General features: G+C 65.5%; 21 protein-coding genes. 4 read left to right on the top strand and 17 right to left on the bottom strand.

Annotated elements, in window-relative coordinates; genetic code table 11:
* The 17 genes from AAFF19_RS08810 to AAFF19_RS08730 all read right to left on the bottom strand — a co-directional run bounded on the left by AAFF19_RS08810 (nt 1) and on the right by AAFF19_RS08730 (nt 20,708).
* A complete protein-coding gene (locus AAFF19_RS08810; protein ID WP_342721695.1) occupies nt 1–1,017 on the bottom strand; it encodes an FAD-dependent oxidoreductase in 1,017 nt (338 codons plus the stop codon).
* A complete protein-coding gene (locus tag AAFF19_RS08805) occupies nt 1,014–1,601 on the bottom strand; it encodes a lipocalin family protein (RefSeq protein WP_342721694.1) in 588 nt (195 codons plus the stop codon). Before AAFF19_RS08805 ends, AAFF19_RS08810 begins: the two co-directional genes overlap by 4 nt.
* Before the next feature lie 167 nt (nt 1,602–1,768).
* On the bottom strand, nt 1,769–3,259 hold the full coding sequence (locus AAFF19_RS08800; RefSeq protein ID WP_342721693.1) for a methyl-accepting chemotaxis protein: 1,491 nt from the start codon (nt 3,257–3,259) through the stop codon (nt 1,769–1,771).
* A gap of 23 nt (nt 3,260–3,282) precedes the next feature.
* The gene (locus tag AAFF19_RS08795; RefSeq protein ID WP_342721692.1) at nt 3,283–4,173 is read right to left on the bottom strand and encodes an alpha/beta hydrolase; all 891 of its coding nucleotides are present in this window, start codon (nt 4,171–4,173) and stop codon (nt 3,283–3,285) included.
* A 77-nt stretch (nt 4,174–4,250) separates the two neighbouring features.
* Nucleotides 4,251–5,426, bottom strand: a complete 1,176-nt coding sequence (locus tag AAFF19_RS08790) for an ABC transporter substrate-binding protein (protein ID WP_182120874.1) — start codon at nt 5,424–5,426, stop codon at nt 4,251–4,253.
* A gap of 83 nt (nt 5,427–5,509) precedes the next feature.
* A complete protein-coding gene (locus AAFF19_RS08785) occupies nt 5,510–7,654 on the bottom strand; it encodes a D-(-)-3-hydroxybutyrate oligomer hydrolase (protein ID WP_342721691.1) in 2,145 nt (714 codons plus the stop codon).
* 92 nt (nt 7,655–7,746) lie between these two features.
* Nucleotides 7,747–8,820, bottom strand: a complete 1,074-nt coding sequence (locus AAFF19_RS08780) for a branched-chain amino acid ABC transporter permease (protein WP_342721690.1) — start codon at nt 8,818–8,820, stop codon at nt 7,747–7,749.
* Nucleotides 8,821–8,833: 13 nt separating this feature from the next.
* Nucleotides 8,834–9,820 carry a branched-chain amino acid ABC transporter permease gene (locus AAFF19_RS08775; RefSeq protein ID WP_342721689.1) on the bottom strand — a complete coding sequence of 329 codons (987 nt, stop codon included), beginning with the start codon at nt 9,818–9,820 and terminating at the stop codon, nt 8,834–8,836.
* A 115-nt stretch (nt 9,821–9,935) separates the two neighbouring features.
* The gene (locus AAFF19_RS08770; protein ID WP_342721688.1) at nt 9,936–10,664 is read right to left on the bottom strand and encodes an ABC transporter ATP-binding protein; all 729 of its coding nucleotides are present in this window, start codon (nt 10,662–10,664) and stop codon (nt 9,936–9,938) included.
* Nucleotides 10,661–11,443, bottom strand: coding sequence for an ABC transporter ATP-binding protein (locus AAFF19_RS08765; RefSeq protein WP_342721687.1), 783 nt, complete (start codon nt 11,441–11,443; stop codon nt 10,661–10,663). The genes AAFF19_RS08770 and AAFF19_RS08765 overlap by 4 nt, the downstream gene beginning before the upstream one ends.
* 97 nt (nt 11,444–11,540) lie before the next feature.
* On the bottom strand, nt 11,541–13,028 hold the full coding sequence (locus tag AAFF19_RS08760; RefSeq protein ID WP_342721686.1) for a PHB depolymerase family esterase: 1,488 nt from the start codon (nt 13,026–13,028) through the stop codon (nt 11,541–11,543).
* A gap of 159 nt (nt 13,029–13,187) precedes the next feature.
* Nucleotides 13,188–14,372 (bottom strand): substrate-binding domain-containing protein, encoded by a 1,185-nt coding sequence (locus tag AAFF19_RS08755; RefSeq protein ID WP_182120867.1) that lies wholly within the window; start codon nt 14,370–14,372, stop codon nt 13,188–13,190.
* 183 nt (nt 14,373–14,555) lie between these two features.
* Nucleotides 14,556–15,746 (bottom strand): substrate-binding domain-containing protein, encoded by a 1,191-nt coding sequence (locus AAFF19_RS08750; RefSeq protein ID WP_182120866.1) that lies wholly within the window; start codon nt 15,744–15,746, stop codon nt 14,556–14,558.
* Nucleotides 15,747–15,907: 161 nt separating this feature from the next.
* The gene (locus AAFF19_RS08745) at nt 15,908–17,419 is read right to left on the bottom strand and encodes a sigma 54-interacting transcriptional regulator (RefSeq protein WP_182120865.1); all 1,512 of its coding nucleotides are present in this window, start codon (nt 17,417–17,419) and stop codon (nt 15,908–15,910) included.
* 192 nt (nt 17,420–17,611) lie between these two features.
* Nucleotides 17,612–19,117, bottom strand: a complete 1,506-nt coding sequence (locus AAFF19_RS08740; RefSeq protein ID WP_182120864.1) for a tripartite tricarboxylate transporter permease — start codon at nt 19,115–19,117, stop codon at nt 17,612–17,614.
* Between the two features lie 2 nt (nt 19,118–19,119).
* The gene (locus AAFF19_RS08735) at nt 19,120–19,638 is read right to left on the bottom strand and encodes a tripartite tricarboxylate transporter TctB family protein (protein ID WP_182120863.1); all 519 of its coding nucleotides are present in this window, start codon (nt 19,636–19,638) and stop codon (nt 19,120–19,122) included.
* A gap of 110 nt (nt 19,639–19,748) precedes the next feature.
* Entirely contained in the window at nt 19,749–20,708 is a 960-nt protein-coding gene (locus AAFF19_RS08730; protein WP_182120862.1) for a tripartite tricarboxylate transporter substrate-binding protein, read from the bottom strand.
* Between the two features lie 125 nt (nt 20,709–20,833).
* Here AAFF19_RS08730 and AAFF19_RS08725 point away from each other — a divergent pair, with 125 nt between their 5' ends.
* The 4 genes from AAFF19_RS08725 (at nt 20,834) to AAFF19_RS08710 (ending at nt 25,196) form a co-directional block, all read left to right on the top strand.
* Entirely contained in the window at nt 20,834–21,520 is a 687-nt protein-coding gene (locus AAFF19_RS08725) for a response regulator transcription factor (RefSeq protein ID WP_342721685.1), read from the top strand.
* A complete protein-coding gene (locus AAFF19_RS08720) occupies nt 21,517–22,983 on the top strand; it encodes a sensor histidine kinase (protein WP_182120860.1) in 1,467 nt (488 codons plus the stop codon). Before AAFF19_RS08725 ends, AAFF19_RS08720 begins: the two co-directional genes overlap by 4 nt.
* The gene (locus AAFF19_RS08715) at nt 22,980–23,423 is read left to right on the top strand and encodes a S4 domain-containing protein (protein ID WP_182120859.1); all 444 of its coding nucleotides are present in this window, start codon (nt 22,980–22,982) and stop codon (nt 23,421–23,423) included. Before AAFF19_RS08720 ends, AAFF19_RS08715 begins: the two co-directional genes overlap by 4 nt.
* A gap of 747 nt (nt 23,424–24,170) precedes the next feature.
* Nucleotides 24,171–25,196, top strand: a complete 1,026-nt coding sequence (locus AAFF19_RS08710; RefSeq protein ID WP_182120858.1) for a site-specific integrase — start codon at nt 24,171–24,173, stop codon at nt 25,194–25,196.
* Nucleotides 25,197–25,270: the final 74 nt, after the last annotated feature.

The following is a 25,270-nucleotide window of genomic DNA, read 5'->3' as shown; positions in this document are numbered from 1 at the left end:
CTACGCAGGCTGCACAACCTGCTGCGCAAGCGCCTGCCCGCTGAGCCAGGCGCCTTCGACCTTGCCGCCGTTCAACCAGTCGCCGCACAGGCCCAGGCGCAGCGTGGCGTCCCACCAGCTGCCCTGTGTCAGCGGGACTTCGGTGTCGGCATAGCGCCAGCGGTGGGCGGTGGCGGCCAGGGGCGCAGGGCCGCCAAGGTCTGCAAAAGCCGCGAGCAGTGTTGCCGTTACCGACTCGGCGCTGTCTTCGATATGCGCTTCGCTCCACTCGGCGCTGGCGTGGAGCAACCAGGTTTCTGCGCCCGTGCGACCCGGCTTGCTGCTGTCGCGCGCCACCCAGCGCAGCGGGCCGGTGTTGATGAACGCACCTTCCCACGGCAGGGCCACGGGGCTTGCGTAGCGCAGCATCACGGCCCAGCTGCCGCGCATGCGGGCACTGGCGGCTACGGCGGCGCCTGCGGGGGCCACGGGGGCCAGCAAGGGCACAACCTGCGGCGCGGGCACGGCCAGCAGCACAGTGCCGTAGCGCTGGCTGTGCAGGCCCTGCTCTGCCGAGGTGATGGCCCAACCGCCATCGGCAAAGCCCAGCCGCTGCACGGTGGTCTGCCACTGCGCCCGCGCCCGCTCGCCCAGGTGCTGCACCAGCCAGGCGGCGGGTGATGTCATGCGCGGTGTGCCCACAAACCGCTCCAGCGGTGTATGCGGCGTGGTCCACGCGCTGCCGTCAAAGCTGGCCAGCCTGGCATTCCACAACGCCGCCACACCGGCCTGCTGCCAGCGGGCCACCTCCGCGCGAAAGGCGGGGTCGCGGGCGGTGAAATACTGCGCACCGTGGTCGCACTGCCAGGCGCCATGGCCGTCTTCCGCGCGGCGCGTGCTCATGCGGCCCGAGGGGCCTCGGGCCTTGTCGAAAACGTGCACCGTGTGGCCCGCCCGCAGCAGGGCCTGCGCGCACGACAGGCCTGCCAGGCCTGCGCCGATGACGGCAATCGGCAAAGCGTCGGCGTCGCTGCTCATGGCTGCGGGTCGGTGCGGTGGTGGGTCACCCAGATCAGCGCGCGGGTGTCAATGCCCAGCGCATCGGCACGGGCGATGAGCTGCCCGCGCAGGGCGGGCGGCAACTGCCGGGTGCGCGACAGAATCCAGAAATAGCTCCGGTCTGGCCCCACCACCAGCGCCCACTGGTAGTCCGCATCCAGCGCGGCCACGTGGTAGCCGCCGTAAAACGGGCCAAAGAACGACACCTTGAGCGACGCGGTGTTCGCATCACCGGTGAACCTGGCTTTGCCCTCGGCCTGGCGCCAGTCGTTCCTGCCGGGGTCAAAACCCCGGTTCAGCACGCGCACGCTGCCGTCGGCCTGGCGCTGGTAGGTGGCGCTCACGTCGGTCATGCCGCGCTCGAACGCATGGTCGAGCCGGGCCACCTCGTACCAGCGGCCCTCGTAGCGCGTCAGATCAAACGGTGACACGGCCGCAATGCCGGCCGGCGGGGTGGTGGAGGCGCAACCCGCCAGCGCCAGTGCCACCGCGACGAACACAGGGGCCGCTACAAGGCGCACCAGCCTGCGGGGCCAGGATGGTGGAGTGAGGGGGTGGGTCATGAATTACCAATCAGTCGCAAATAATACTGAATGGTAACTCAACGAAACCGGGGGCGCCCACCAACCCCGGCGCGGGCGAAGCGGGCAGGCGCCTGCGCTGATGGAACAGAAACTACAAAATTGATAGCTTCCAGCGCTTTCCCCATCAGCGCTGGAGACCATTTTGACTACTTTTTATAGAACCCGCAGGAGATCACCAGGCCCTCCACACCCACTGCCTGCACATAGGCCGATTTGGTCATGGTCTCGCGGGTCAGCGGGTGCTGCCACTGGTAGTCCACCCATCCGGTGCCAGGGTTCTGGCCCAGCCGCATGATCTCTTTCACGAAGTAGCGGCCCTGCACGTCCTTCACCGCGTTGCCGTCCACGCCGATGACGCGGGGGTTGCCGCCGTTCGCCACGATGGTGCCGCTCGCGTCGCACATGCCGAGGTAAAGATCGCGGTCCACAAACGGGCCCTGCGGGTCGCTGATGGCCTGCTTGCCGCGCTCCACGCCGTGGGTGCGCACGTACTGCGCGCCCGCTTCGGCCAGCGCGCGGGCCTGCTCGGCATTGCCGAACTCGCGGGCGCCCAGGTGCCAGTCGCCCACAGCCCGCGCCAGGCGTTGCGCCTGGGCCTCCAGGCTGCCGGCGGTGTGGGCGGCGGCCTCCACCAGTGCGCCGTTGCGCTGGGTGGTGTCGTCGATGTGGGCGATGGCGCGATGGATCTCCTCGAGCCCTGCGCTTTGCTCTTCGCTGGCCTGCACGATGTCGCCCATGATGCGGGCCACGCTCTGCACACTGTTCACCATGCCGGACATGGAAGAACCCGCCTGTTCGGCCAGGCGGTGCCCCGCCTCTACGCGGGACACGGATTCGTCAATGAGCTGCTTGATCTCGCGCGCAGCGGTGGCCGAGCGCTGCGCCAGCGCACGCACCTCACCCGCCACCACGGCAAAGCCACGCCCCTGCTCGCCAGCGCGTGCGGCTTCCACTGCCGCGTTCAGCGCCAGGATGTTGGTCTGAAACGCGATGGAGTCGATGACACCCGTGATGTCCACGATGCGGCGCGAACTCTCGCGGATGCTGCCCATGGTCTGCACCACCTCGCCCACCACCTGACCACCCTGCCCCGCTGCCGCCGATGCGGAAGCCACCAGCGCGTGCGCCTGCCGCGCATGGTCGGCGTTCTGCCGCACGGTGGTGGTGAGCTGCTCCATCGACGCGGCCGTCTGCTGCAGCGCGCTGGCCTGCGATTCGGTGCGCTGCGACAGCGCGGTGTTGTCTCCTGCCACAAAGCCCGCCGTGGTGGCGATGGCCGTGGTGCCCACGCGCACGTCCACGGCCACGCGGAACATGTGCTCGCCCACTTCGGCCAGCGTGGCAGGCAGCAGCCCCAGCCCGGGCGCGCCGTGGGCCAGCAAGGGCTCACCCAGGTCGCCCCGCGCCAGCCGCTGGGCCTGGGCCTCTGCCCACTGCAGATCGCGCGCCCTCTGCCACGCGCAGCGCAGCGCCACGACAGCAGCCAGCAGCGCCACCAGCAGGCCGGTGCCACCCAGCCCCACCCGTAGCGAAGGCGATGGCGCGGCCAGCACGGTGCCGGCCATGGCCACGGCCACCGCCGCAAGAAGCACCACCGCGGCCGCACCCATGCGCTGCGACCAGGCTGTGAATGTCATGGCAGGCATCCCCGGGGCATCCGTCAGTGCGCGGGCACGGCCGCGTGGTGCTCGGCCCGCGCGAGGAACTGGTCCACCAGCTCGTACTGCGCAGGCACGTTGAGTGCCGGGGCATGGCCGCAGCCGGGTACTTCGATCACCTGCGCCAGCCCGCGCAGGCCGGGGCCCCGCGCCAGCATCTGCACGGTGGTCTCGCGGCGCACCAGGTCGGAGTCTTCACCCCGCAGGCACAGCACGGGGATGTCCAGCGCGTCGTAGTGGTCCCAGATCAGGTAGTCGTTGGCGTGGTGGGTGAACTGCTGCACCATGGCCGGGTCGTAATGCGGCGTCACCCGGCCGTCGGGCAGACGGCGCGTGGAGGTTTCGGTCAGGGTGCGCCACTGCGCATCGCTGAGCCAGCCATAGGGCTTGTACACCTGCCTGAAGAACACCTCCAGTTCGTGCACCGTATCAAACGCGGGGGGGTGGCCCGCATACGACTTGATGCGCTCCAGCGCCTCTTCAGCGAGCTGCGGCGCGTTGTCGTTGAGCAGCAGGCTCTGGATGCGACCCTTGAGCTGCGGCTCGAAAAGCCCCGACGCACACACGGTGCCGATCGCCCCGCCCATCGACGTGCCCACCCAGTGCGCGCGCTCGATGCCCAGCGCGTCAAACAGCCCCGCTGCGATGCGCGCATAAAACGCGAGGCGGTATTCATCGTGCGGCGCACGGGCCCACTGGCTCAGGCCGCGCCCCAGGGTGTCGGGGCAGATCACGCGGTAGCGGGGGGCCAGGTGGGCCGCCAGTTCGTCCATGTCCCGGCCCGTGCGTGCCAAGCCGTGCCAGGCGATCACCACGGGCGCATCGCGTGCGCCCCACTCCATGTAGTGGATTTCATAACCTGCACAGGTGACATAGCGCGATAACGGGGTCATGGTGGGCATTCGTGTGGGTCAATTAAAAAAGGGGCGGCTGCATGCAGCGCAATGCGCCGATGCGCCGTGGTGTTCGTTCATTTCATGAGGCGGCCATTGCTGCCGATGACCGTGACCTCGACATACCGCGAGCCGATGCGGTTGGTGGGCGAGTAACTCAGCGTGATGCCGCCCAGGTCATAGTTTTGTAGCGACTCCAGCGCCTTCACCACCTTGGCGCGCGTGGGTGCAGGGCCCGCGCGGCGCAGCGCTTCGACGAGCACCTTGGCGCCCAGAAACTGCTCGAAGCTGGTGTAGTTGATCTCCGCGTCGGGCGCGTACTTCTTGAGCAGCGCCTGGTACTCGCGCACCACCGGCAGCATGGGGCGGTAGGGGTAAGGCACCACCTGGCTGATGCCCAGGCCATGCGCGTTCTTCAGGCCCGCCAGCTTGACGAGTTCTGCCGGGTCCACCACCGAGATGTTGTAGAGCTGTGCGCCGCCGCCCTGCTCGCGGTACTGCTTGACGAACGCTGCCGCAGGCTTGTTGACGGCAATCATGATGACCGCATGCACGTCGGCCGCCTTGACGGCTTTGACGGCATCTTCCACCTTGTCGGTGTTGCGTTCGTAGCCCGCAGACACCACCAGCTTGAGACTGCGCTTGGCCAGGGCTGCCTCGACACCCGCCAGGCCCGCCTTGCCAAAGCCGTCGTCCTGGTACATCACGGCAATGCGGTTCATGCCCAGGGTGGTGAGCTGCTGCACCATGTGCTCGGCCTCGTCGGCATAGCCGGCCCGCACATGGAAGATCCAGGGGTTGAACGGGTTGCGCAGCGATTCACCGCCGGTGTACGGCGCCACCAGCGCGGCGCCACCCTGCTCCAGCACGCCATCGGCCAGCAGCTGCGTGATGTTGGCCGTGCCGGCAAAGCCATACAGCGCAACCACCTCGGGCTTGGCCAGCATTTCACGCGTCAGGCGCACGGTGTCGGCCACCTTGTAGCCGTCGTCCACCACCTCCTGCCGGATGGTGGCACCGTGCACACCGCCCTGGGCGTTCACGGCATCAAAGTAGATCTTGCCGCCCAGCACCATCTGGGCGCCCGTGGTGGCCAGCACGCCCGACAGCGGCGCCACCTGCCCCACCACCAGTTCGGCAGCGCGGGCAGGCGCGGCGGCCACGCCGCACAACCCCGCAGCCACCGCCAGCAGGCCCGGCATGGCCAGGGCCCTGACCATGCGGCGGCTCCAGGTCATCAACGTAGCATTCATGTCCATCCTTGGGTTGTCGCCGGCCGTGGCAGCGGGGCGTGCACGGCCGGGGTGGGTTGCGTGGCAGCGTTTGCGGGCGGGGTTCAGTCGGGCACGGAGATCGAACCAGCCGTCACGGCAATGGCGTTGGCAGCCACTGGCGTGGCAGCGATCGGCGGCACGTTGGCGGCCGTGATCGCGGGCGCACTGCCGGGTGTGCCGCCGCGCGGCACGGTGCGCACCACCTGGCTGGCAGGCAGCGGCTTGCCGCTGGCAAGGTGGTCGTACACGGCGTCGAGCGCGTGGTTCAGGTACACGTGCAGCGGCACATAGCGGCTGTCGTAGCCCGGCAGCACCGTGGGCAGGCCGATGAAACTGTCAAAGTGCTGGGCATTGGCCACCTCCACATAGCTGAGCTTGCTGGCGGCGCCCTCGACCTTCCTGTTCAGCGCGGCATAGGGGCGCGAGGTGTGGCTCACGGGCAGCAGCGCATCTGCGCGGCCGTGCACGATGATCGCGGGCTTGCCGCGCAGGTTGCCGTTGCGGCGGGTTTCATCCACACCGGCCTGCAGCTTCCTGGCTGCGGCGTCGGTGCCGGTGACCAGGTTGCGCAGGCACAGCGCGCCAGCGGTGTTCCAGTCGGCCACACCCGCATCCGAGAACGACAGGAAGTCCCGCGCCGGTCCGAATTTGCCCAGGTTGTTCACCAGGTTGATGCCACCCGACGGAGGAACGCCGTTGCCGGTTGCAAACATGCCGGGCAGCGCAGCCGCGGCCAGGGGCGTGACCGCACCGGTGGCCGCCGTGGCCGCGTAGCTGAAGCCGCACAGGTTGTCCTTCACGCTGGCACGCGAGAGGCTGTTGGCAAAGGTGACTGCCACGGCAGGCGCGACCTCGAAGGCCGCCAGCGAGGCATGAAGGTCGTTGGACTCGGGCTCCCAGCCGTAGTCGCGCAGCTTTTGCAGGGCCTCTTCGGCCTGGGTGGCGGTGGTGGAGGCCGACAGCAGGCCCGCCGCCTTGAGCGACGCGCAGCGATTGGGCGCAATGGGCAGGGCCGCACTGCCAAACCCGGCCGCAAACGCCGCGGCGTAGGGGGTGGAGCCGATGGACGGCGCCAGCGAAGCGCAGGACTGGTACAGGTTGGCGTAGGTGGTGAAGTCGATGAGGGGCTTGCCCGTCACCACAATGTCGGCGCTACCGCGGCGCACCGTGACGCCGGGGTTGGCCGGCATCTCGATGGCCGGCTCTGACACGGCCACACCGCTGATGAGGCCTTGCGTGTCCTGCTCGGCCGCGGCGATGGCGGAGCCACCGCCGTTGGAAATGCTGGAGGCAATGACAATGGTGTTGGCGGGGGTGAGGGATTTGAGGCGCTGGCCCGCTGCGTTGGTCTCGCCATAACGCTGGTTGAGCACGTAGTAGCCAAACTCCACGGCCTGCAGCGTGGTGGTGCCCCAGTCCTTTTCCGCGTTTTGACCAGAGTGTGCGTGCTTGAAGGCAAAGCGATTGGGCGTGGCCGCGTTGAAGGCGGCCAGCTCGGTGGGCGTGAGGCCCGCATTGAACGCGGCATTGGCACCGGCGGCTGCGGCCGTGGCGCGGGTGCCGTCGATCAGCGGCACGGTATCGTTTTGCAGGTCGTGTGGCGCGCCGCCTGTGCCCTTGTCAGAGTAGGCCACCGCGCAGCCCTTCTTGAGGCCCCACTCGCCCGTGGAGATACCTCCATACACGCCGCGCGAGCCCGAGGCGGTGGCGGTGATCATGCAGGGCTTCTTGGGGTCGAAGCTGGCGGGCACCTGCACCATGAGCGTGACGTTCTTGCGGCCCGTGCCGTCGTCTGCAAAAGCGATGTATTCGGTACCCGCCACCTTGCCGTCGCCAGCCGTGACCTGGCCCTGGGCATTGACGTTGGGGCCGTACAGCGTGCCGTAGCCACCGGCGGCCGTCATGTCGAGCATGGCGCGGTAGTTGGTGTGGATGGCCGTGCGGCGCAGCTCGGCCGCCGTGGGGTTGAGCGGGTCGGCATAGGCGGGCGCCACCGGCGCGGCCAAGCCGCTGGCTCCCAGGCCTGCGGTGAGCAAGTCGTTGCTGGTGCCGTCATACGTGACGGCGCTGATTGCGCCGAGGTATGCAGGCTTGGCGTTGACGGGAGCGCTGTCGCCGTCGCTGCCGCCGCAGGCTGCCAATACCGCAGCCGCCAGTGCTGCAGGCACAAACGGGCGAATGCGAGTCTTCATGGTGCTGACCTTCATGGGTTTGTCTCCAGGAGTTTTTCTTAGCGTTGGATGCACAGCTCACCAAAGCCCCGGCCGTGCAGGTCGCCCTGCGCGGCCAAGGCTTTCCCTCACCCCGCCTTGCGCGCAGCTGCCGCGCGCAGGCGCCCCACCACACCGGTGGGGAAGTAATAGACCGACAGAACAAACAGAACGCCGAGCCAGAGCAGCCAGCGGTCAGGCGACAAAAGGGCCGACAGCCAGGGCAGCGCACTGGCCGCCTCGCTGCCCATGCGCAGCAGGTCCTGCAGATAGCTTTGCGCCAGCAGGAACAGCACCGCGCCGATGGCCGAGCCATAGATCGTGCCCATGCCGCCGATCACCACGATGAGCAGGCAGTCCATCATGATTTCGAAGCTGAGCGAGGTGTCGGGCCCGTTGTAGCGCAGCCAGAGCGCAAGCATCGCGCCCGCCATGGTGGCAAACAGCGCCGACAGCACGCTGGAGGTGGTGCGGTACACCACCACGCGGTAGCCAATGGCCTCGGCGCGGAACTCGTTCTCGCGGATGGCCTGCAGCACCCGGCCGAAGGGCGAGTTGACGATGCGCAGCAGCGCCAGCACCAGCACCACCGCGGTGACGAACAGCAGGTAGTACGTGATGAGCTTGCCGTCGATCAGCACACCCAGCACTTCGTTTTCAAAGGGCTCGAAGCTCGGCGAGAGCAGTTCGGGCACCTTGAAGGTCAGGCCGTCTTCACCGCCGGTGATGTCGGACAGCTGCGAGGCCAGCGTCTGGAACGCCGCCGCCACAGCCAGCGTGATCATGGCAAAGAAGATGGCGCGCACCCGCAGCGAGAACAGCCCCACCGCCAGTGACAGCAGCAGCGACAGCAGCAGCGCGCCGCCAATGCCCACGCCCAGCGCGGCCCAGGTAGCCCCCATGCGCGTGGTAGCCACGGCAATGCCGTAGGCACCAATGCCGAAGAACATGGTGTGCGCAAAACTCACGATGCCGGTGTAGCCCAGCAGCAGGTCGAAGCTGGCCACCAGCACCACGAAGATCAGCACCTTGGCAGCCACATTGAGCGCCTTGACGCCGGGGAACAGGAAGGGCGCGAACGCCAGGCCCACCAGGATGGCCGCGAGGATGACCGCCAGCACCTTGCTGCGCGGGTAGTCGTTGGAGAGAAGTCGATTCAACATGTCGGGCTCCGCTTCAACGGTTCGTGACAGGGTAGACACCTTGCGGACGCCACAGCAGGATGGCGACCATGAGGGCGATGTTCGAGAACAGCGCCACCTTGGGCGCCAGGAAGCCGGTGTAGTTGGCCATCAGGCCGACCAGCAGCGCGCCGATCAGGGCGCCGCCGGTGCTGCCTAGCCCGCCGATGATGATCACGATGAAGATCAGCACGTTGACCTGCGCACCCATCTGCGGAATCACGTTCTGCTGGTACAGCCCCCACATCACGCCGCCCAGGCCGGCCAGCGCCGAGCCGACCACGAACACGCCCACGAACAGGCGGCGGATGCGGTAGCCCAGGCTTTCGACCATTTCACGGTCCTGCACGCCGGCGCGGATGAGCAGGCCCACCTTGGTGCGCGAAAGCGTCCAGGCCAGCACGCCGAAGACCACCAGGCCCACCACCACGGCGATCAGGCGGTATTTTTCGATGGCGGCATCACCCACCAGCAGCGAGCCGCGCATGCCCTCGGGCAGCGGCAGCGGGATCTGCGCAGGGCCCCAGATGACCTTGATGAGTTCTTCACCAATGATCATGCCGCCCATGGTGATGAGGATCTGCTTCAGATGCTGGCCGTACACGGGCCGCACGATGAAGCGCTCGAACGCCAGGCCCACGGAGCCCGCCACCGCCATGGCCACCAGCATGGCCGGCAGCACTGCGAGCAGGTTGCGCCACAGGTCGGCGCTTTGCGTGTAGTCGCCCATGGCGCCCAGCACGCTGGTGGCCACAAAGGCGCCTAAAGCGATGAACACGCCGTGGCCGAAGTTCAGCACGTCCATCAGGCCAAACACCAGCGTAAGGCCCGAGGCGATGATGAAGATGATCATGCCCATGGCCAGCCCCGCCACCGTGAGCGTGAGCCAGGTGCTGGGCGAACCGATGAAGGGCAGCACCAGCAGCGCAAGTGCGGGCACCAGCGCCAGGGGCTTCCAGTCGAAATCGCGGGAGATGTTCATGCCCGGCCTCCTTGCGCGGCCATGGCGCCCTGCCATGTTGCTACATTCTTAATAGCTGTTTGCGCTTTACCATCAAGCGCCAGAGGCCAAAAAGTCTTGAAATCCGGTGTGAAACTCATAGTGCCAACCCCAGCAGCGAGCGCTGCAGCTCTTCGTCCTGCGCCAGTGCGGCCATGCTGCCTGCATGCACCACCTGGCCGTTGTCCATCACGGCCACGGTATCCCCGAGCCGCTTGGCGAAATTGATGTTCTGCTCCACCAGCAAGATCGTCACGCCGCTCATTTTGAGCTGGTCAAACGCTTCGATCATGTTGTTGATGATCGCGGGGGCCAGGCCCTTGCTGGGCTCGTCCACGATGAGCAGCTCGCGCGGCTCCACGATGGCGCGGCTCACGGCCAGCATCTGTTTTTGCCCGCCGCTGAGCTTGCCGGCCGGGTGGTTCCAGAACTTCTCCACCGCAGGGAAGAGCTTGAAGATCCACTCAAGCCGCGCGGTATCCATCTGCGCGGCGTTGCTGGCGCTGCGGGCGGCCAGCAGCATGTTTTCCTTGACGGTGAGGTCAGCAAAGATGCCCATGTTCTCGGGCACATAGGCGATGTTCATGCCCGCGATCTGGGGCGTGTTGAGCGCGGTGATGTCTTTGCCGCCAAAGTGGATGCTGCCCTTGGACGCATGCCACAGGCCCATGATGGTGCGCAGCGTGGTCGTCTTGCCCGCGCCGTTGCGGCCCAGCAGCATGGTGAGCTGCCCTTTGGGTACAGCCAGGTCCACGCCATGCAGGATGTGGTACGCGCCGATGTGCGTGTGCACGCCCTTGAGTTCGAGGAGATTGGCCGAGCTCATGCGGCCTCCTTCTCTGCGTCCTTGCTGACGCCCAGGTAGGCTTCCTGCACCACGGACGATGCAATCACCTCCGCCGGCGGGCCATCGGCCACCAGGGTGCCGTTGGTCAGCACGATGATGCGGTCGGCGAGCTCGCGCACCACGTCCATCTTGTGCTCCACCAGCAGGATGATCTTGGTCTTGTCTTTCTTGAGCTCGCGGATCAGGTTCAGGATCACGGGCGCCTCGTCGTGGCTCATGCCGGCCGTGGGCTCGTCAAACATGTAGACCTGCGGCTCCAGTGCCATGAGCAGGGCTACTTCCAGCTTGCGCTGGTCGCCGTGGGGCAGGCTGGCCACGGGGGTGTCGGCGCGGTCGTTCATCGCCACCGCCTGCAGGATGGCGCGGGCGCGCTGGGTGAGCGCGGTGTGGTCACTCCAGATGCTCCACAGGTTCAGCCCGCCGCGGTGCTTGCCCTCTTTCGTGGCCTGGACGGCCAGGCGCACGTTTTCCAGCACGCTGAGATTGGGAAACAGGTTGGTGAGCTGGAACGCCCGGCCCAGGCCCGCGTGCGTGCGGGCCGACACGGACTGGCTGGTGATGTCCTGCCCGCCCAGCGTGACGGTGCCGCTGCTCGCACGCAGCTGGCCAGAGATAAGGTTGAAGTAGGTGGTCTTGCCAGCGCCGTTGGGGCCCACGATGGCGGTCAGCGTGCCGGGCTCGAACGAGCAGGTCACGGCATTCACCGCCACGTGGCCGCCGAAGCGGATGGTCAAGTCCTTGGTGGCCAAGGTGCTCATGGGTACAGCTTCTCTTTCTTCAAAGTCATCATCTCGGGGCGTGGCACCAGGCCACCCGGCAGGGGAATGCGCAGCTGCGCAGCCCCCTGGCGCGGGCTCAGGGGCAGGTGCCAATCACGTAATGGTTGGGCGCGGTCTGCTTGAGGGTTCTGGTCACGAACACGTTCCACAGGCCCATGTTCTGGTTGGATCCCAGGGCGTAGGCATAGCCCCCCGCCGCATAGGCGCGCCCCGCCAGGGTGTGCGCATAGTTGCTGGCCGTGGTGCACACAGCTGTGCCGCCGCCCGATGCAGCCTGGGTGGTGGCTGATACCGGGGCGGAGGTGGCGCCCTCCGCGCCATTGGCGTCCGCGGCGCGCACGGTCCAGCTGTAGGTGGTGGATGCGGCGAGACCCGTGTCGGTGTAGCTCGTGGCGTTCACGGGCAACGCGTTGACCTTGTTGGCGTTGCGGTACACGTTGTAGCTGGCGGCACCGGCGACGGCGTTCCAGCCGATGGCCATGCTGCTGGCGGTGGCGCCCGATGTGCTGACGCCCGTGGGTGCGGGAAGGGCCACCGGGTCGGGCGGCAGCGTGCCACTGCCGCTGGATACACGGTCCACCATGGCCTTGATGGCGGCCATCTGCGGGCCGGACTTCTTGGCGTAGTTGGCGCTGTCATAGCCCCACCAGTCAAAGCAGCTGTTGGTGGCGCCCACGCCGGTCTGCGGGTAGAGCATCACGATGTTGTTGGTGTCTGCCCAGCGGTTGTAGCCGGTGTTGCGCACGTATTGCTGCTGCACGTCCGTCAGGTTCTGCTTGCAGCCGTGTAGCACCACATGCAGGCGGCATGCGGTGCTGCTGCCGGCCTGGCAGGCCTGCGGCACATAGGCCCAGCCCGTGGTGCCCATGCCGTGGTTGGTGATGAACTGTGTCTGGTTGAACTCGATGAAATTGCCCGCGGGCAATGCAGCGTTGTTGCGCGGATTGAGCGGGCCATACAGGTGCTGCAGCATCGCCCCGGCGAGGTCGAAATTGCAGTCGTTGATGAAGGGCGCCCCCTTGACCGTGCAGCCGCTCCCATAGTCGTCGGTGATCATGGCGTGTTCGGCCGCCAGGTCCTTCTTGTAGACGATGTTGGCCGCGGGCACGAAGCTGCCGTAGTAGTTGCGCAGCGCGTCCACAGCACCCGGCTTGACCACCGTGTCCAGCGTGCCCGAGAAGAGATAAACCCTGGAGTTCTGCAGGTTGGCCACCGGGTCGATCAGCCCCTGGCTGGCCCATGTGTTGGTGGTATTGACCAGCGTGCTGGTGGGAATGCCCGAAGCGCTGGTGCTGGTCATGCAGCGCCCCGTGGCGTTGATGATGGAACCTTCGGCGCAGTTATAGGGCCCTGCGGCAAAAATGCCAGCCCCCTTGGCAAAGGTGGCCGAGTACGCCACGTGCATCTGCACCGCCATGAAGCCACCGGCGGAAAGGCCGGAGATGGTGGTCTGCGTCTTGTCGATATTGAGTGCGGGAAGGTTGACGGCGGCCGTGGCGGAACCCAGCGATACCAGGGCCAGCGCCGCGCTGGCGGTGGCTGCCCGGATGAAGGCAAAAGTCATGTTGTCTGTCTCCAAGTATTTTTTGGGAAAAGTCTGACCAGCCCCCGTGTAACCCGGGGGTTCATGCTTTCAACTCACTGGAAAAAGAGGGGCGGCCGCCCCCGCGGGATGATCCCCGCGCGCGGCACCGTCGTGCCGGCGCGGGGCCACGCAAACAGGTTATCGCTGGTTGCGAATCGGCACGTTCATTTCTTCAGGCTTGATCTCGCGGACCAGCTCGGGCACGCCCCAGGCAAAGGCCGGGTCCACCTTGATCTTGAAGTGGTACATGCTCTGCATGGCCTGGTGGTCTTCCTTGCGGAAGGTCATCTTGCCCTTGGGCGTGTCAAAGCTCATGCCTTCCATGGTCTTGATGAGCTTGTTGGTGTTGGTGTCGCCATTGGTGGCCTTGAGCGCCGTCACCAGCGCCATGGCCGAGCTGAAACCACCGGCCGTGAAGAAGTCTGGCGGGGTCTTGAACTCCTTGTAGTGCGCAGCCACCAGGGCTTCGTTCACGGGGTTCTTGGGGATGCCGAAGTAGTAGTACGTGGCGCCTTCCATGCCGGGGAAGTTCTTGTACGACGCCATGGCGGGCAGGATGTTGCCGCCGGTGGAGATCTCGATGCCGTAGCGCTTCAGGTCCATGTCGGCAATCTTGAACGGGTTGCCTGCGCCCGCCCAGACGATCCAGATGATCTTGCGGCCGGGTTGGTCCTTGAGCTTCTCGATCAAGCGTTGTGCACCTGCGGTGAAGTCGGTGGTGGCGGCGGGCAGGTACTCCTCGTGGGCCACCTTGGCCTTCTTGACCGCATCCTTGAACGCCTTGACGCCATCGCGACCGAAGGCGTTGTCTTGTGCCAGGGTGGCGATCGTCACGCCATCCTTGTCCACCGCCACGGCGTTGGAGATCGCGTCCTGGCTGCTGTTGCGGCCCGTGCGGAAGATGTACTTGTTCCACTTGTCGCCCGTGATGGCGTCGGCCACGGCAGGCTCCACCAGCAGGATCTTCTTGTATTCCTCGGCCACCGGCAGCATTGCCAGCGCCACGCCCGACGATGTGGGGCCCACGGCAATGTCGGCCTTGTCATCCGAATACGCGGCCGACAGCAGGCTCTTGCCCAGGTCAGGCTTGCCCTGGTCGTCCTTCTCGATCACCACGATCTTCTTGCCGCCCACCATCATGGTGCCGCCGGTGGCGTAGTTCAGACCCATCATCAGGCCGGTCTGCGTCTGCTTGCCATAGGCCTCCAGCGGGCCCGTCTTGCTGTACACGTGGGCAATGCGGATCTCGCCAGTCTGGGCGAAGGCGGGTGCAGAGATTGTGGCGGCCAATGCGGCCAGAGCTACCAGGGTACGTCGTTGCATGGGGAGGTCTCCAGTTGTGATGCCTGCTAATTGCACAGTTCGTGCCAATATGTAAGTGGTTGATTTATAACGATATTTCCAAACAACCAAAATGGAATGTCTGAAATAAATACAAAACAAATGTCTGATTTTTGGTCATTTGATTGGATTTAATGCAGGGTTTGCACCGATTCCGTCCGGCCGTCACCGCCGGTTGCGGATGGGCAGGTTCATGTCCTGCGGCTTGATTTCGCGCACCAGGTAGAGGTCGGCCATGGTGCCCTGGCGTGCACCGGGGGCCACGCGGAAGTGGTACATGCTTTGCAGGGCCTGGTGGTCTTCCTTGCGGAAGGTCATGGTGCCCTTGGGGGTGTCGAAGCTCATGCCCTCCATGGTGGCTATCAGCTTGTTGGTGTTGGTATCACCCCCCGTCTTCTGAAGCGCGGTGACCAGGGCCATCGCGGAGCTGAAGCCCCCCGCCGTGAAGAAGTCTGGCGGCGTCTCATAGCGGACAAAGTGCTGCGTGACCAGCCACAGGTTGGGCTTGTTCTTGGAGAAGCTGTAGTAGTAGTACGTTGCGCCTTCCATGCCCGGGAACTGGTTGTAGGACACCATGGCGGGCAAAATGTTGCCGCCCGTGGCGATCTCGATGCCGTAGCGCTTCAAGTCCAGGTCGGCAATCTTGAACGGGCTGCCCCCGCCGCCCGCCCAGATGATCCAGATAATCTTTCGCCCCGGCTGGTCCTTGAGCTTTTCGATCAACCGCTGGGCCCCGGCCGTGAAATCAGTGGTGGCGGGAGGCAGGTATTCCTCATGGACCACCTTGGCCTTCTTGACCGAATCCTTGAACGCCTTCACACCGCCCTGTCCAAAGGCGTTGTCCTGCGCCAGGGTGGCGATGACGGCGCCTTCCCGGTCCACTGCCACTGCGTTGCTGATGGCGTCCTGGCTGCTGTTGCGCCCGGTGCGAAAGATGTACTTGTTCCATTTTTCGCCGGTGATCGCATCGGCCACGGCGGGCTCCACCATCAGGATCTTCTTGTGCTCCTCGGCCACGGGCAGCATGGCCAGCGCCACACCAGACGCCGTGGGCCCGACGGCGATGTCCGCCTTGTCGTCCACATAGGCCGCCGCCAGCAGGCTCTTGCCCAGGTCGGGCTTGCCCTGGTCGTCCCGCTCGATCACGACGATTTTCTTGCCATTGATGGTCATGGTGCCGCCGGTGGCGTACTCCAGCCCCATCATCAGTCCGGTCTGGGTCTGCTTGCCGTAGGCCTCCAGCGGCCCTGTTTTGCTATAGACGTGGGCGATGCGAATTTCCCCGGTCTGGCCGAAGGCCGGTGCGGCAAGGGCGCTGGCCAGTGCGGCCAGCGCAATCAAGGCGCGTCGTTGCATGGGGTTGTCTCCTGGAGTTGTGACCAAATGTTGCAGCATCCGTGCCAACCCAGCCCATGCACCCTTCCGCCATAAAACCGACTTGTTTGTGACCTCAATCCCAGTTTCTGCCTGACTTTCAGCCAGCAAGTCTGACCAATTTCAGGACAGTTGCCTGATTTTTAATCAGGGTTTTCCAGCCTGCCATAGAGCGTGGCCCGGGAGATACCCAGCTGGCGCGCGGTGGCGAGCTTGTTGCCGCCATGCGCTTTCATCGCCGCTGCGATGGCGCGGCGCTCCAGCTCTGCAACCTGCTCTGCCAGCGGGCGCAGGTAGCGGCTTTCGTCTTCGGCGTCGGTGGCTGGCGCTACCTCCAGCACCGGCGCGGGCGCGGCAGGCACCACCCCGGCATCGCGCAGCACGCGCTCGAGCTGCGCTGCATCGATGTAGGCAGAGTCGCTGCGCATCACGGCCTGCTCCAGCACGTTGCGCAGTTCGCGGATGTTGCCGCGCCACGGCTGGCCTGCCAGCAAGGCCATGGCATCGGGCGTGAGCTCGGGTGGGGGTATGCAGTTGCGATGCGCCAGGTCTTCGCCCAGGGCCTCCACCAGCGCGGGAATGTCGCCGCGCCGCACGCGCAGCGGCGGCACGCGCACCGGCAGCACGTGCAGCCGGTAGAAAAGATCTTCGCGAAACCGGCTTTCGCGCACCAGCGATGCCAGGTCGCGCGACGTGGCCGCCAGGATGCGGACGTTGAAGGGCACCAGCTTGTTGGAGCCCAGGGGCTCGATTTCGCCCTCCTGCAGGGCGCGCAGCAGCTTGGCCTGCAGGCTCTGCGGCATGTCGCCGATTTCATCGAGGAACAGCGTGCCGCCATCGGCCAGCTTGAACTTGCCGTCGCGGCCCTTGCGGTCGGCGCCGGTGTAGGCGCCCGGGGCCACGCCGAAGAACTCGGCCTCCAGTAGTGTGTCGGGCACGGCGGCGATGTTGACGCTGACGAACGGGCCGCTGGCGCGGCTGGATGCCGCATGGATGGCATGGGCCAGCAGCTCCTTGCCGGTACCCGTCTCGCCCAGCAGCAGCACCGGGCTGCTCGACTGCGCGGCACGCCGTGCCTGGCGCTTGACCTCGGCCGCTGCGGGGCTGGAGCCAATGAAACTGGCAAACGTGTATTTGGCGCGCCGCTCGCCATCGCCCGCCACGGCCAGCGACCGGCTGCGCTGGCTGGCCAGCTCGCGCCGCGCATCGTCCAGATCACGCTGCAGCAGCGCAAACTTGCTGATCAGCGGCTGCAGCGTGGTCTCGGGGTGGTCGAACAGCACGATGCCGATGGCGCCGATCACGCGGTCGGCGTCGTCGCGCAACGGAATGCGGCTGACCACAAAGGTGCCCGCCTTGTTGGTGAGCAGATCGATCAGCACGGGCTGGCCGGTTTCGAGCACGCGGCGCATCTGCGTGTTAGGGATGACCTCCTCCACCGTGCGGCCGACAAACTGGTCCACCGAAGAGAAGCCGAGGTCCGGCAGAAAGCGCTGGTAGCCCTCGTTGATCCACACGATGCGCCCACTGCGGTCCACCAGGAACATGCCCTGGCTGACGCTGGAAAACAGCTGGAACATGGAACGCGCCGCCAGTTCCAGAATGCCCTGGGCATCCAGCGGCAGCGCAGGGGCGTCATCGGTAAGCAAAGGCATCTGCGGATGGTAGCGCGGCACGGCGGCCCCAGGCACCTCGGGTACCCGCCCCCTGCATCGGCGATGCACTTCGAATACTATTAAATTAATAGCATGTAGCGCATATCCATCAAGCGCTGGCGGCCATTTTCATTCAGAAACCCATGAACGGAAGGTGCTGCCCAGACACCGCTCGAGCGCTCGCGAGCCGCCTCAACGCGCCAGCGCCGCCAGCCTGCGCCTTGCCCACCGGCGCAGCAGGCGCGGAACGATGAGCACCGCCAGCACAATGATGATCAGCGTCAGCGACCCGGGGCGCTCCAAGAAGACCGTCCACCGGCCTTCGCCAATGGCCACGGCATTGCGCATCTGCGCCTCTGCCAGCGGGCCCAGGATCATGCCCACCACCACGGGCGCAGCCGGAAAGTCAAAGCGGCGCATCACCACGCCCAGCAGGCCGATCGCGTACAGCAGCACCAGGTCGAAGGCGCTCTGGCGCATGCCATACACCCCGAGCGTGGAAAACACCAGGATGCCGGCATACAGGTACGACCTAGGAATTTTCAGCAGCTTCACCCACAGCCCGATGAGCGGCAGGTTGAGGATGAGCAGCATGATGTTGCCGATGTACATCGACGCGATCAGCGCCCACACCAGCGCACCGTTGGTGTCAAACAGCTGGGGGCCGGGCTGGATGCCATAGTTTTGAAAAGCCCCGAGCAGGATGGCGGTGGTGTTCGACGTCGGGATGCCCAGCGTCAGCAGCGGAATCAGCGTGGCCGTGATCGCCGCGTTGTTGGCTGCCTCGGGCCCCGCCACACCTTCGATGGCGCCGGAGGTGCCGAACTCTTCCTGGTGCCGGCTCAGCTTCTTTTCGGTGGCATAGCTGAGAAAGGTCGGAATCTCGCTGCCGCCGGCGGGCACGGTGCCAAACGGAAAGCCGATGAAAGTGGCACGGATCCATGCCGGCCAGGAGCGCTTCCACTCCTCCCGGGTCATGTGGGTGCTGGTCAGGCGGTTTTGCGTTGCCTCCGTGCGGCCTTCGTACATTACGTTGTACAGCGCCTCCCCCACGGCAAACAGGCCAACGGCAATCAGCACGACTTCGATGCCGTCCATGAGCTCGGGCACCCCACCCGTGTAGCGCGCCTGACCGGTGATCTGGTCGATGCCGATCAGGCCCATGGCCAGCCCCACAAACAAGGCCACCATGCCGCGCAAGGTGCTTTTGCCCAGCACGGCACTCACCGTGGTGAAGGCCAGCACCATGAGCATGAAGTATTCCGGCGGGCCCAGGCGCACCGCGTACTCGGCCACCAGCGGCGCAAAGAACGTAACCAGCACCGTGGCAATGGTGCCCGCGACGAAAGAGCCTATGGCGGCGGTGGCCAGTGCGGCGCCGGCACGGCCGCTCTTGGCCATCTTGTTGCCCTCCATGGCCGTGACCATGGAGCCCGCCTCTCCCGGCGTGTTGAGCAGGATCGACGTGGTGGAGCCGCCATACATCGCGCCGTAATAGATGCCGGCAAAGAAGATCATCGACGCGGTGGCTTCCACCTTGACGGTGATGGGCAGCAGCATGGCCACGGCCACGGCCGGGCCAATGCCCGGCAACACGCCCACAGCCGTGCCAATGATGCACCCGACCAGCGCCCACACCAGGTTGATGGGCGTGGCAGCGGTGGCAAACCCCTGCATCAGAAGATTCAACGTTTCCATGGTCACAGCCATCCGGTATGGGTCAGGCCGGGCAGGTTGATGGCCAGCAGTTGCGTGAACATCCAGTACACCGGCGCCGCCACGGCCATGCCCAGGAGCAGGTCCTTGATCCAGGCTTTCCAGCCCAGATCCAGCGCGCCCTCCGAGCTTTTAATGCCCCTCACGGCGAGCACAAAACACAGCGCGCAGCTCAGGATGAAACCCAGCGTGGTGATGAGCAGGGCGTTGAGCAGCAGCCCGGCCGACACCCAGGCAAACCCTTGCCAATGGGCACGCTCGCCACCCGAACCCGCTTCGAGGTCGCGAAAGCCCCCCGTCAGCGCATGCACCACGCACAGCACGCCACACACCAGCAGGGCAATGCTGACCACCCAGGGAAAAAAATTGGGGCCCACGCCGCCGTAGCCGGCCTCCGAACTGATCGAACGGGCGCCCCAGGCCAGCCCCAGCGAAAGCAATACCAGCCCGGCCCCGATGAGGGTCTGCAGGGGCCTGGAGTGTGAGGAATGTTGATGTGCCATGGTGCTCCTTCGCGCCGCGCCCGCACACACCCAGGCCAATGCACGCACCTGCCCTGCCGGCAAGACGAATGCGCGCAGACGGGGTACGCAGCGTGCGCCGGGTGGTGTGCTCAGATCATTCCGGACTTGGCCATCGTGGCGCGCATGCTGGCAAACTCGCTGTCCACGAAGTTGGCGAACTCGTCACCCGCCATCCATGCGGGGGTCCAGCCGTTCTTTTCCATCGCGTCTTGCCAGGCCTTGTGCTTGAAGGTCCTGGCCAGCGCATCGATCAGGGCCTTGCGCTGCACTGGCGTGATGCCGGGCGCGCCATACACGCCGCGCCAGTTGCCAATTTCCACGTTGATGCCCTGCTCCTTGAGCGTGGGCACGTTCACACCTTTCAGGCGCTGGCCCGAGGTGACGCCAATGGGCAGCATCTTGCCCGCGGCAATGTATTCGGCGAACTCGCTGTAGCCACTGCCGCCCACGGTCACGTTGCCGCCCAGGATGGCGGCGGTAGCCTCGCCACCGCCCCGGAATGCCACGTAGTTGATCCTGGACGGATCGACTCCCACCTCCCGGGCGATCATTGCGGCGGCAATGTGCTCGGTCGAGCCCCGGGAGCCCCCGCCCCACTTCACGCTGCCCGGGTCTTTCTTGAGCTGGTCGATCACGTCCCGCATGGTCTTGAATGGCGAATTGGCGGGCAGCACAAAGACGTTGTATTCGCTGGTCAGGCGCGCCAGCGGGGTGACCTTGTCCAGGCCCACGGGCGGCTTGCCGGTGATGATGCCGCCCAGCATCACCGCGCCCATCACCAGCAGCGCATTCGGATCACCCTTGCTGGCATTGACGAACTGGGCCAGGCCAATGGCGCCGGCAGCGCCGCCCTTGTTGTCAAAGGATACGGACGAAGCAGCGCCCGCTTCCTGCATGGCCTTGCCCAGGGCGCGGCCGGTCGAATCCCAGCCGCCGCCAGGGTTGGCAGGAATCATCATCTTGACGGCCGGTGCGCTCTGGGCCGCTACAGGCAGCGCGCCTGCAGCGGCGAGGGCGGCCAGGGATCTGAGAAAGGCATCGCGACGCATGGTGTCTCCTTGCAAAGTGTGCGAACGTGCTGATGATGCGCGCCGTGCCTGTCAAACGGCTGTCCCCGGATGCAGGGAAAACACCCATGCGGCTGCAGCATGGCAGCGGTGCTATCGTGCCGCGCATGCAACTGCTTCTTGTTGAAGACGACCCCACCATGCAGGCCACCCTGCACCGCGCCCTGACCCGCAAAGGCATGCAGGTGACGGCCGTCGGCGATGGCCATGCAGCGCTGAACCGGTGGGCACAGATGCAGCCAGACGCGGTGGTCCTGGACCTCACGCTGCCGGGGCTTGATGGACTGCAGGTGCTGGAACAAGCCCGCTCGCGCGGCCTGCGGGCGCCGGTGCTGATCCTCACCGCGCGCGGAACGGTGGGCGATCGTGTGGTCGGGCTGAATGCGGGGGCGGATGACTACCTGCCCAAACCATTTGATCTGGACGAACTGGAGGCCCGCCTGCGTGCCCTGCAGCGCCGCCAGGCGGGCGCCGCAACGCCCACCGATGCCCGCAGCAGCACCCAACAGATAGGTGCAGTGCGCTACGACAGGGAAAGCGGCGCGCTCTACCTCAACGGCGAGGTGATGGAGCTCACGCCCCGGGAACTGGCCCTGATGCACGCGCTGCTGGCCCAGCCCGGCCATGCCGTGACGAAGGAGCGCCTGTACGGGCTGGTATTCCCGGGTCAGCTGGACGTGCAGTTTGAAGCCATTGAAGTCGTGGTGTACCGGCTGCGCAAAAAGCTCGCAGGCACCGGATTGACGCTGATGACCTTGCGGGGGCTCGGCTACCTGCTGCGGGCCGATACGTGACCGCACCTGCCCGGCCGCCGCGCCACCCCTCGCTGCGCAGGCGCCTGTTGCTGGGGATTTTGCTGCCCGTCGCGCTCTTCATTGCGTTCAACACGTACAGCCTCTACCAGCAAACCTTGACCTCGCTGAACACGGCGTACGACCGCACCTTGCTGGCCTCGGCAAAAAGCATCAGCGAACAGCTGGATGTACAGGGCTACGACGAGGCGGCGCAGCTGCGCGCCACGGTTCCCTACTCGGCGCTGGAAGCTTTCGAGGCAGACAACCAGAGCCAGATGTTCTACCGGGTATCCACCTTGCAGGGCGAACTGGTCTCCGGATTTGACGAGCTGCCCGTATGGCGCGGGCAGATTCCGGCGCAGCCGCCCTATGCGGCGCTGGTGGATTTCTACGACGAGCGCTTGCGCGGCCGTGATGTGCGCGTGGCGGTGCTGCTGCAGCCTGTGGCCAGCGCCCAGGGCCGCACCATGGCCGTCATCCAGGTGGCCGAAACCCTGGAGGTGCGCGAAACGCTGGCGCTGCAGCTTCTCTACAACACGCTGCTGCGCCAGGCGTTGCTGATCGGTGTGATCGCACTGACCGTGGTGCTGGTGGTTCAGCGCGCCATCCACCCCGTGCGCCGGCTGAGCCAGCAGCTTCAGGCGCGCAGGGAAGGTGATCTGAGCCCCATCGCAGCGCCGTCCACCCCGCGCGAACTCCAGCCACTGGTGGACGCTACCAACGGCGTGATGCAGCGCCTGAGCCAGCTGCTGCGGGATCAGAAACGTTTTGTGCGCGATGCGTCGCACCAGCTGCGCACGCCGTTGGCGGTGCTCAAGACGCAGGTGCAATCCGCCCAGCGCGGCGATGTCGAGCCCACGCAGGCGCTGCGCGAGATCAGCGACACCGTGGACCGCGCCACCCAGCTGGCCAACCAGATGCTGGCCCTGGCCAAGGTGGAGCAGCTGCGCCAGCAAAGTGCGCCCCCGGTCATCCGGCTGGACGAAATCCTGCGTACCGTCGCACTCGAAATCTCCCCCTTGATCGCCCAGCGCAACCTGGACTTCGGCATACACACCGAGCCCGCCCACGTTCAGGCGCACGAATGGATGGTGCGCGAGCTCAGCCGCAACCTGCTGCACAACGCGGTGCGCCATGCCCCGGCAGGCACTGAACTGGCGGTGGACCTGTGCGCCGACGGCACCGGCGTGGTGCTGACCATCAGCGACCATGGGCCGGGCATAGACGAAGAGCTGGCGACGCGCCTGTTCCAGCCCTTTTCGGCGGGCGACGTGCGCACTGGCAGTGGTTTGGGCCTGGCGATCTGCCAGGAAATCGTGAAAGCCATTGGCGGAACCATCACACTGGCCAACCGCATGGAGGGCCACGGCGTTTCAGGGCTGGATGCGGTTGTGCGCCTACCGCTGGCTGCGCATTCCAACGACAGGGACGGCCGGGCGATCGCGGCACAATCTGCGGCATGAACACCCTGGAGACAATGCGGCTGGACAAATGGCTCTGGTGCGCGCGCTTTTACAAAACCCGCAGCCTGGCCACCGAAGAAATAGGCAAAGGCCGCGTCACTGTCAACGGCCAGCAGGCCAAGCCCGCCCGAGACCTGCGCTGTGGCGACACGGTAGCGCTGCGCCAGGGGCCCTTTGCCCGCACCGTTGTCGTGAAAGGCCTGAGCGGAGCGCGCGGCCCCGCACCCATAGCGCAGCAACTTTATGAAGAAACGCCCGACAGCATCGCCACCCGCGAAAAGGCCGCAGAGCAACGCAGGCTGGCACCCGAACCAGCCGCTACCCTGCAGGAAGGCCGCCCCACTAAACGCGATCGCCGGGAGATGGACCGCATCAATGACCGGTCTGGCACGCGAAGCCCAAGCTGGGGCGACCGGTGGAGCGCGTCGGTGGATGAATAGCCACTAGCCTCGAGGCAACTGAGGTTGTAGAGGATTCATCCTTTACCCGTCGAAGCGGATGCAAGCCTGAAGAAGCGGCCCGAGCGGACGTACGCACCGACCCCGGGCCCAAACGCCCATCAACTGCGTCGCAGTTGAAACTTTTTGCTTGATTGTGATTCGGTTAGCGCGACGGATCCCCGTCACCGGTTTTCCGGATCTCAACTCATGACAAAAAAGGAAACAGTTCGATGCGCACTCTCGCATACGTGTTCGCCCCGTTTGCCGCCATGTTGATGGGCTGCCAGACCAGTCCGGATCCAGTCACAAAATCCAAAACTGAATCAGCTGTAGAAGTGCCCGCCCCGATTGCGTCGGAAGCTGCCGTGCCAAGGTTCGGGCCGATGTCCCGATAAGACCTCCTGGTTAGAGGAGCACGAGTCCAACAGCGATCACTGCTCCCAGCCATTTGCTCGTAGCAAATCTACTGGAGCCAGTGCCCCAGAATTCACAATCCACAAGAATTTCGGGAAGCTCCAAGCCACGACCATCCTCAAAGAGAAAAGCCCCAAGCGAGGGGTCGCTTGGGGCTTTATGCTCTGGCGGAAACGGAGGGATTCGAACCCTCGATGAGGCTCTACACCCCATACTCCCTTAGCAGGGGGGAAATTTCTTCTAAAAAAACCTATATTTCATGAGGCCCACAGGCCGATTGGATGTGATTAAATTGGGATTCCATGCCAATTCCATGCCAATTGAGGTTCACCTATGGCCGCAATCAAACTGCTTGACTCTGGCTACTGGCAAGCGCGCATCCGGCGCAAGGGCCAGCCCCTGCAGTCCAAGACGTTCCCCACCAAAACCCTGGCCGAGTCATGGGCTCGCCAGGTCGAGGCACAGATTGAGCGCGGCGCCTTCGTGCCCACGGCACGCGCCGAAGCCAAGTTGTTCAAGGACCTGGCCCAGGACTTCGCCAACGACTACGCACCCCACCACTATCGGGGGGAGGCCTGGAAGGCCAAGCTAGGCCACTTGATGGCCCGGCTAGGGGCCTTCTCGCTCGTGGCCATCACATCGGAACGGGTGGCCTGGTACAGGGATCAGCGCCTCGCCGATCCTGATCCCCGGTACAAAGACCCGAAGGCCGCGCCCCGGATCAGCGGGGCGACGGTCAAGACCGAGCTGGATCTGCTGTCCAAGGTGCTGGACGTGGCTAGCAAGGAATTCGGCATTCCCCTGCCCATGGGCAACCCCGTGGCGCAGATCCGCAAGCCCAAGGACAGCCCTTCGCGCGACCGGCGCCTGACGGCGCAGGACACCGCGGCACTGCTGGCCGCCTGCGGCCAGTCGCAAAATCGCTGGCTCCTGCCAGCAGTGGAATTCAGCATTGCGTCGGCAATGCGCCAAGGCGAGCAGCTCGCCCTGACCTGGGATCGGATCGACCTGACCAAGCGCGTAGCGTGGCTTCCTCAAACCAAAAACGGAACAGCACGCGCTGTCCCGCTATCCAGCACGGCGAAAGCCGTGTTGGAAGGTCTGCCCCGCTCCATTGATGGGCGAGTCTTTCCCCTCGAAAAACAAACCCTCTCCACGGTTTTTCGCACCGCCTGCAGGCGAGCAAAGATAGACAATTTCCGCTGGCACGATCTGCGCCATGAGGCGCTCTCGCGCCTCGCAGAGCGCGGAGATCTGTCTGTGCTTGAGCTGTCCGGCATCAGCGGACATAGGACACTGAGGCTGCTCCAGCTCTACGTCCAGCTGCATGCCTCCGAGCTCGCCGCTAAGCTGGGCTAGCACCCTCTTCCACCTTGGACTAAGCTGTGCCCATGAACGCCGTTCTATCTTTGGCGAGCTAAGTAACTCGTCAC

Source organism: Acidovorax sp. FHTAMBA (assembly GCF_038958875.1).
Classification (GTDB): domain Bacteria; phylum Pseudomonadota; class Gammaproteobacteria; order Burkholderiales; family Burkholderiaceae_C; genus Acidovorax.
Note: the sequence above shows the minus strand (reverse complement) of the source record. Positions and strands in the feature narration are given on the sequence as shown.

Bases quoted from the DNA above. Each gene is read 5' to 3' on its own strand.
- AAFF19_RS08730 (WP_182120862.1), bottom strand. From the start codon at position 20,708: ATGCGTCGCGATGCCTTTCTCAGATCCCTGGCCGCCCTCGCCGCTGCA.
- AAFF19_RS08805 (WP_342721694.1), bottom strand. From the start codon at position 1,601: ATGACCCACCCCCTCACTCCACCATCCTGGCCCCGCAGGCTGGTGCGC.
- AAFF19_RS08765 (WP_342721687.1), bottom strand. From the start codon at position 11,443: ATGAGCACCTTGGCCACCAAGGACTTGACCATCCGCTTCGGCGGCCAC.
- AAFF19_RS08750 (WP_182120866.1), bottom strand. From the start codon at position 15,746: ATGCAACGACGCGCCTTGATTGCGCTGGCCGCACTGGCCAGCGCCCTT.
- AAFF19_RS08740 (WP_182120864.1), bottom strand. From the start codon at position 19,117: ATGGAAACGTTGAATCTTCTGATGCAGGGGTTTGCCACCGCTGCCACG.
- AAFF19_RS08745 (WP_182120865.1), bottom strand. From the start codon at position 17,419: ATGCCTTTGCTTACCGATGACGCCCCTGCGCTGCCGCTGGATGCCCAG.
- AAFF19_RS08735 (WP_182120863.1), bottom strand. From the start codon at position 19,638: ATGGCACATCAACATTCCTCACACTCCAGGCCCCTGCAGACCCTCATC.
- AAFF19_RS08710 (WP_182120858.1), top strand. From the start codon at position 24,171: ATGGCCGCAATCAAACTGCTTGACTCTGGCTACTGGCAAGCGCGCATC.
- AAFF19_RS08725 (WP_342721685.1), top strand. From the start codon at position 20,834: ATGCAACTGCTTCTTGTTGAAGACGACCCCACCATGCAGGCCACCCTG.
- AAFF19_RS08795 (WP_342721692.1), bottom strand. From the start codon at position 4,173: ATGACCCCGTTATCGCGCTATGTCACCTGTGCAGGTTATGAAATCCAC.
- AAFF19_RS08780 (WP_342721690.1), bottom strand. From the start codon at position 8,820: ATGTTGAATCGACTTCTCTCCAACGACTACCCGCGCAGCAAGGTGCTG.
- AAFF19_RS08800 (WP_342721693.1), bottom strand. From the start codon at position 3,259: ATGACATTCACAGCCTGGTCGCAGCGCATGGGTGCGGCCGCGGTGGTG.
- AAFF19_RS08770 (WP_342721688.1), bottom strand. From the start codon at position 10,664: ATGAGCTCGGCCAATCTCCTCGAACTCAAGGGCGTGCACACGCACATC.
- AAFF19_RS08755 (WP_182120867.1), bottom strand. From the start codon at position 14,372: ATGCAACGACGTACCCTGGTAGCTCTGGCCGCATTGGCCGCCACAATC.
- AAFF19_RS08810 (WP_342721695.1), bottom strand. From the start codon at position 1,017: ATGAGCAGCGACGCCGACGCTTTGCCGATTGCCGTCATCGGCGCAGGC.
- AAFF19_RS08790 (WP_182120874.1), bottom strand. From the start codon at position 5,426: ATGAATGCTACGTTGATGACCTGGAGCCGCCGCATGGTCAGGGCCCTG.
- AAFF19_RS08760 (WP_342721686.1), bottom strand. From the start codon at position 13,028: ATGACTTTTGCCTTCATCCGGGCAGCCACCGCCAGCGCGGCGCTGGCC.
- AAFF19_RS08785 (WP_342721691.1), bottom strand. From the start codon at position 7,654: ATGAAGGTCAGCACCATGAAGACTCGCATTCGCCCGTTTGTGCCTGCA.
- AAFF19_RS08715 (WP_182120859.1), top strand. From the start codon at position 22,980: ATGAACACCCTGGAGACAATGCGGCTGGACAAATGGCTCTGGTGCGCG.
- AAFF19_RS08775 (WP_342721689.1), bottom strand. From the start codon at position 9,820: ATGAACATCTCCCGCGATTTCGACTGGAAGCCCCTGGCGCTGGTGCCC.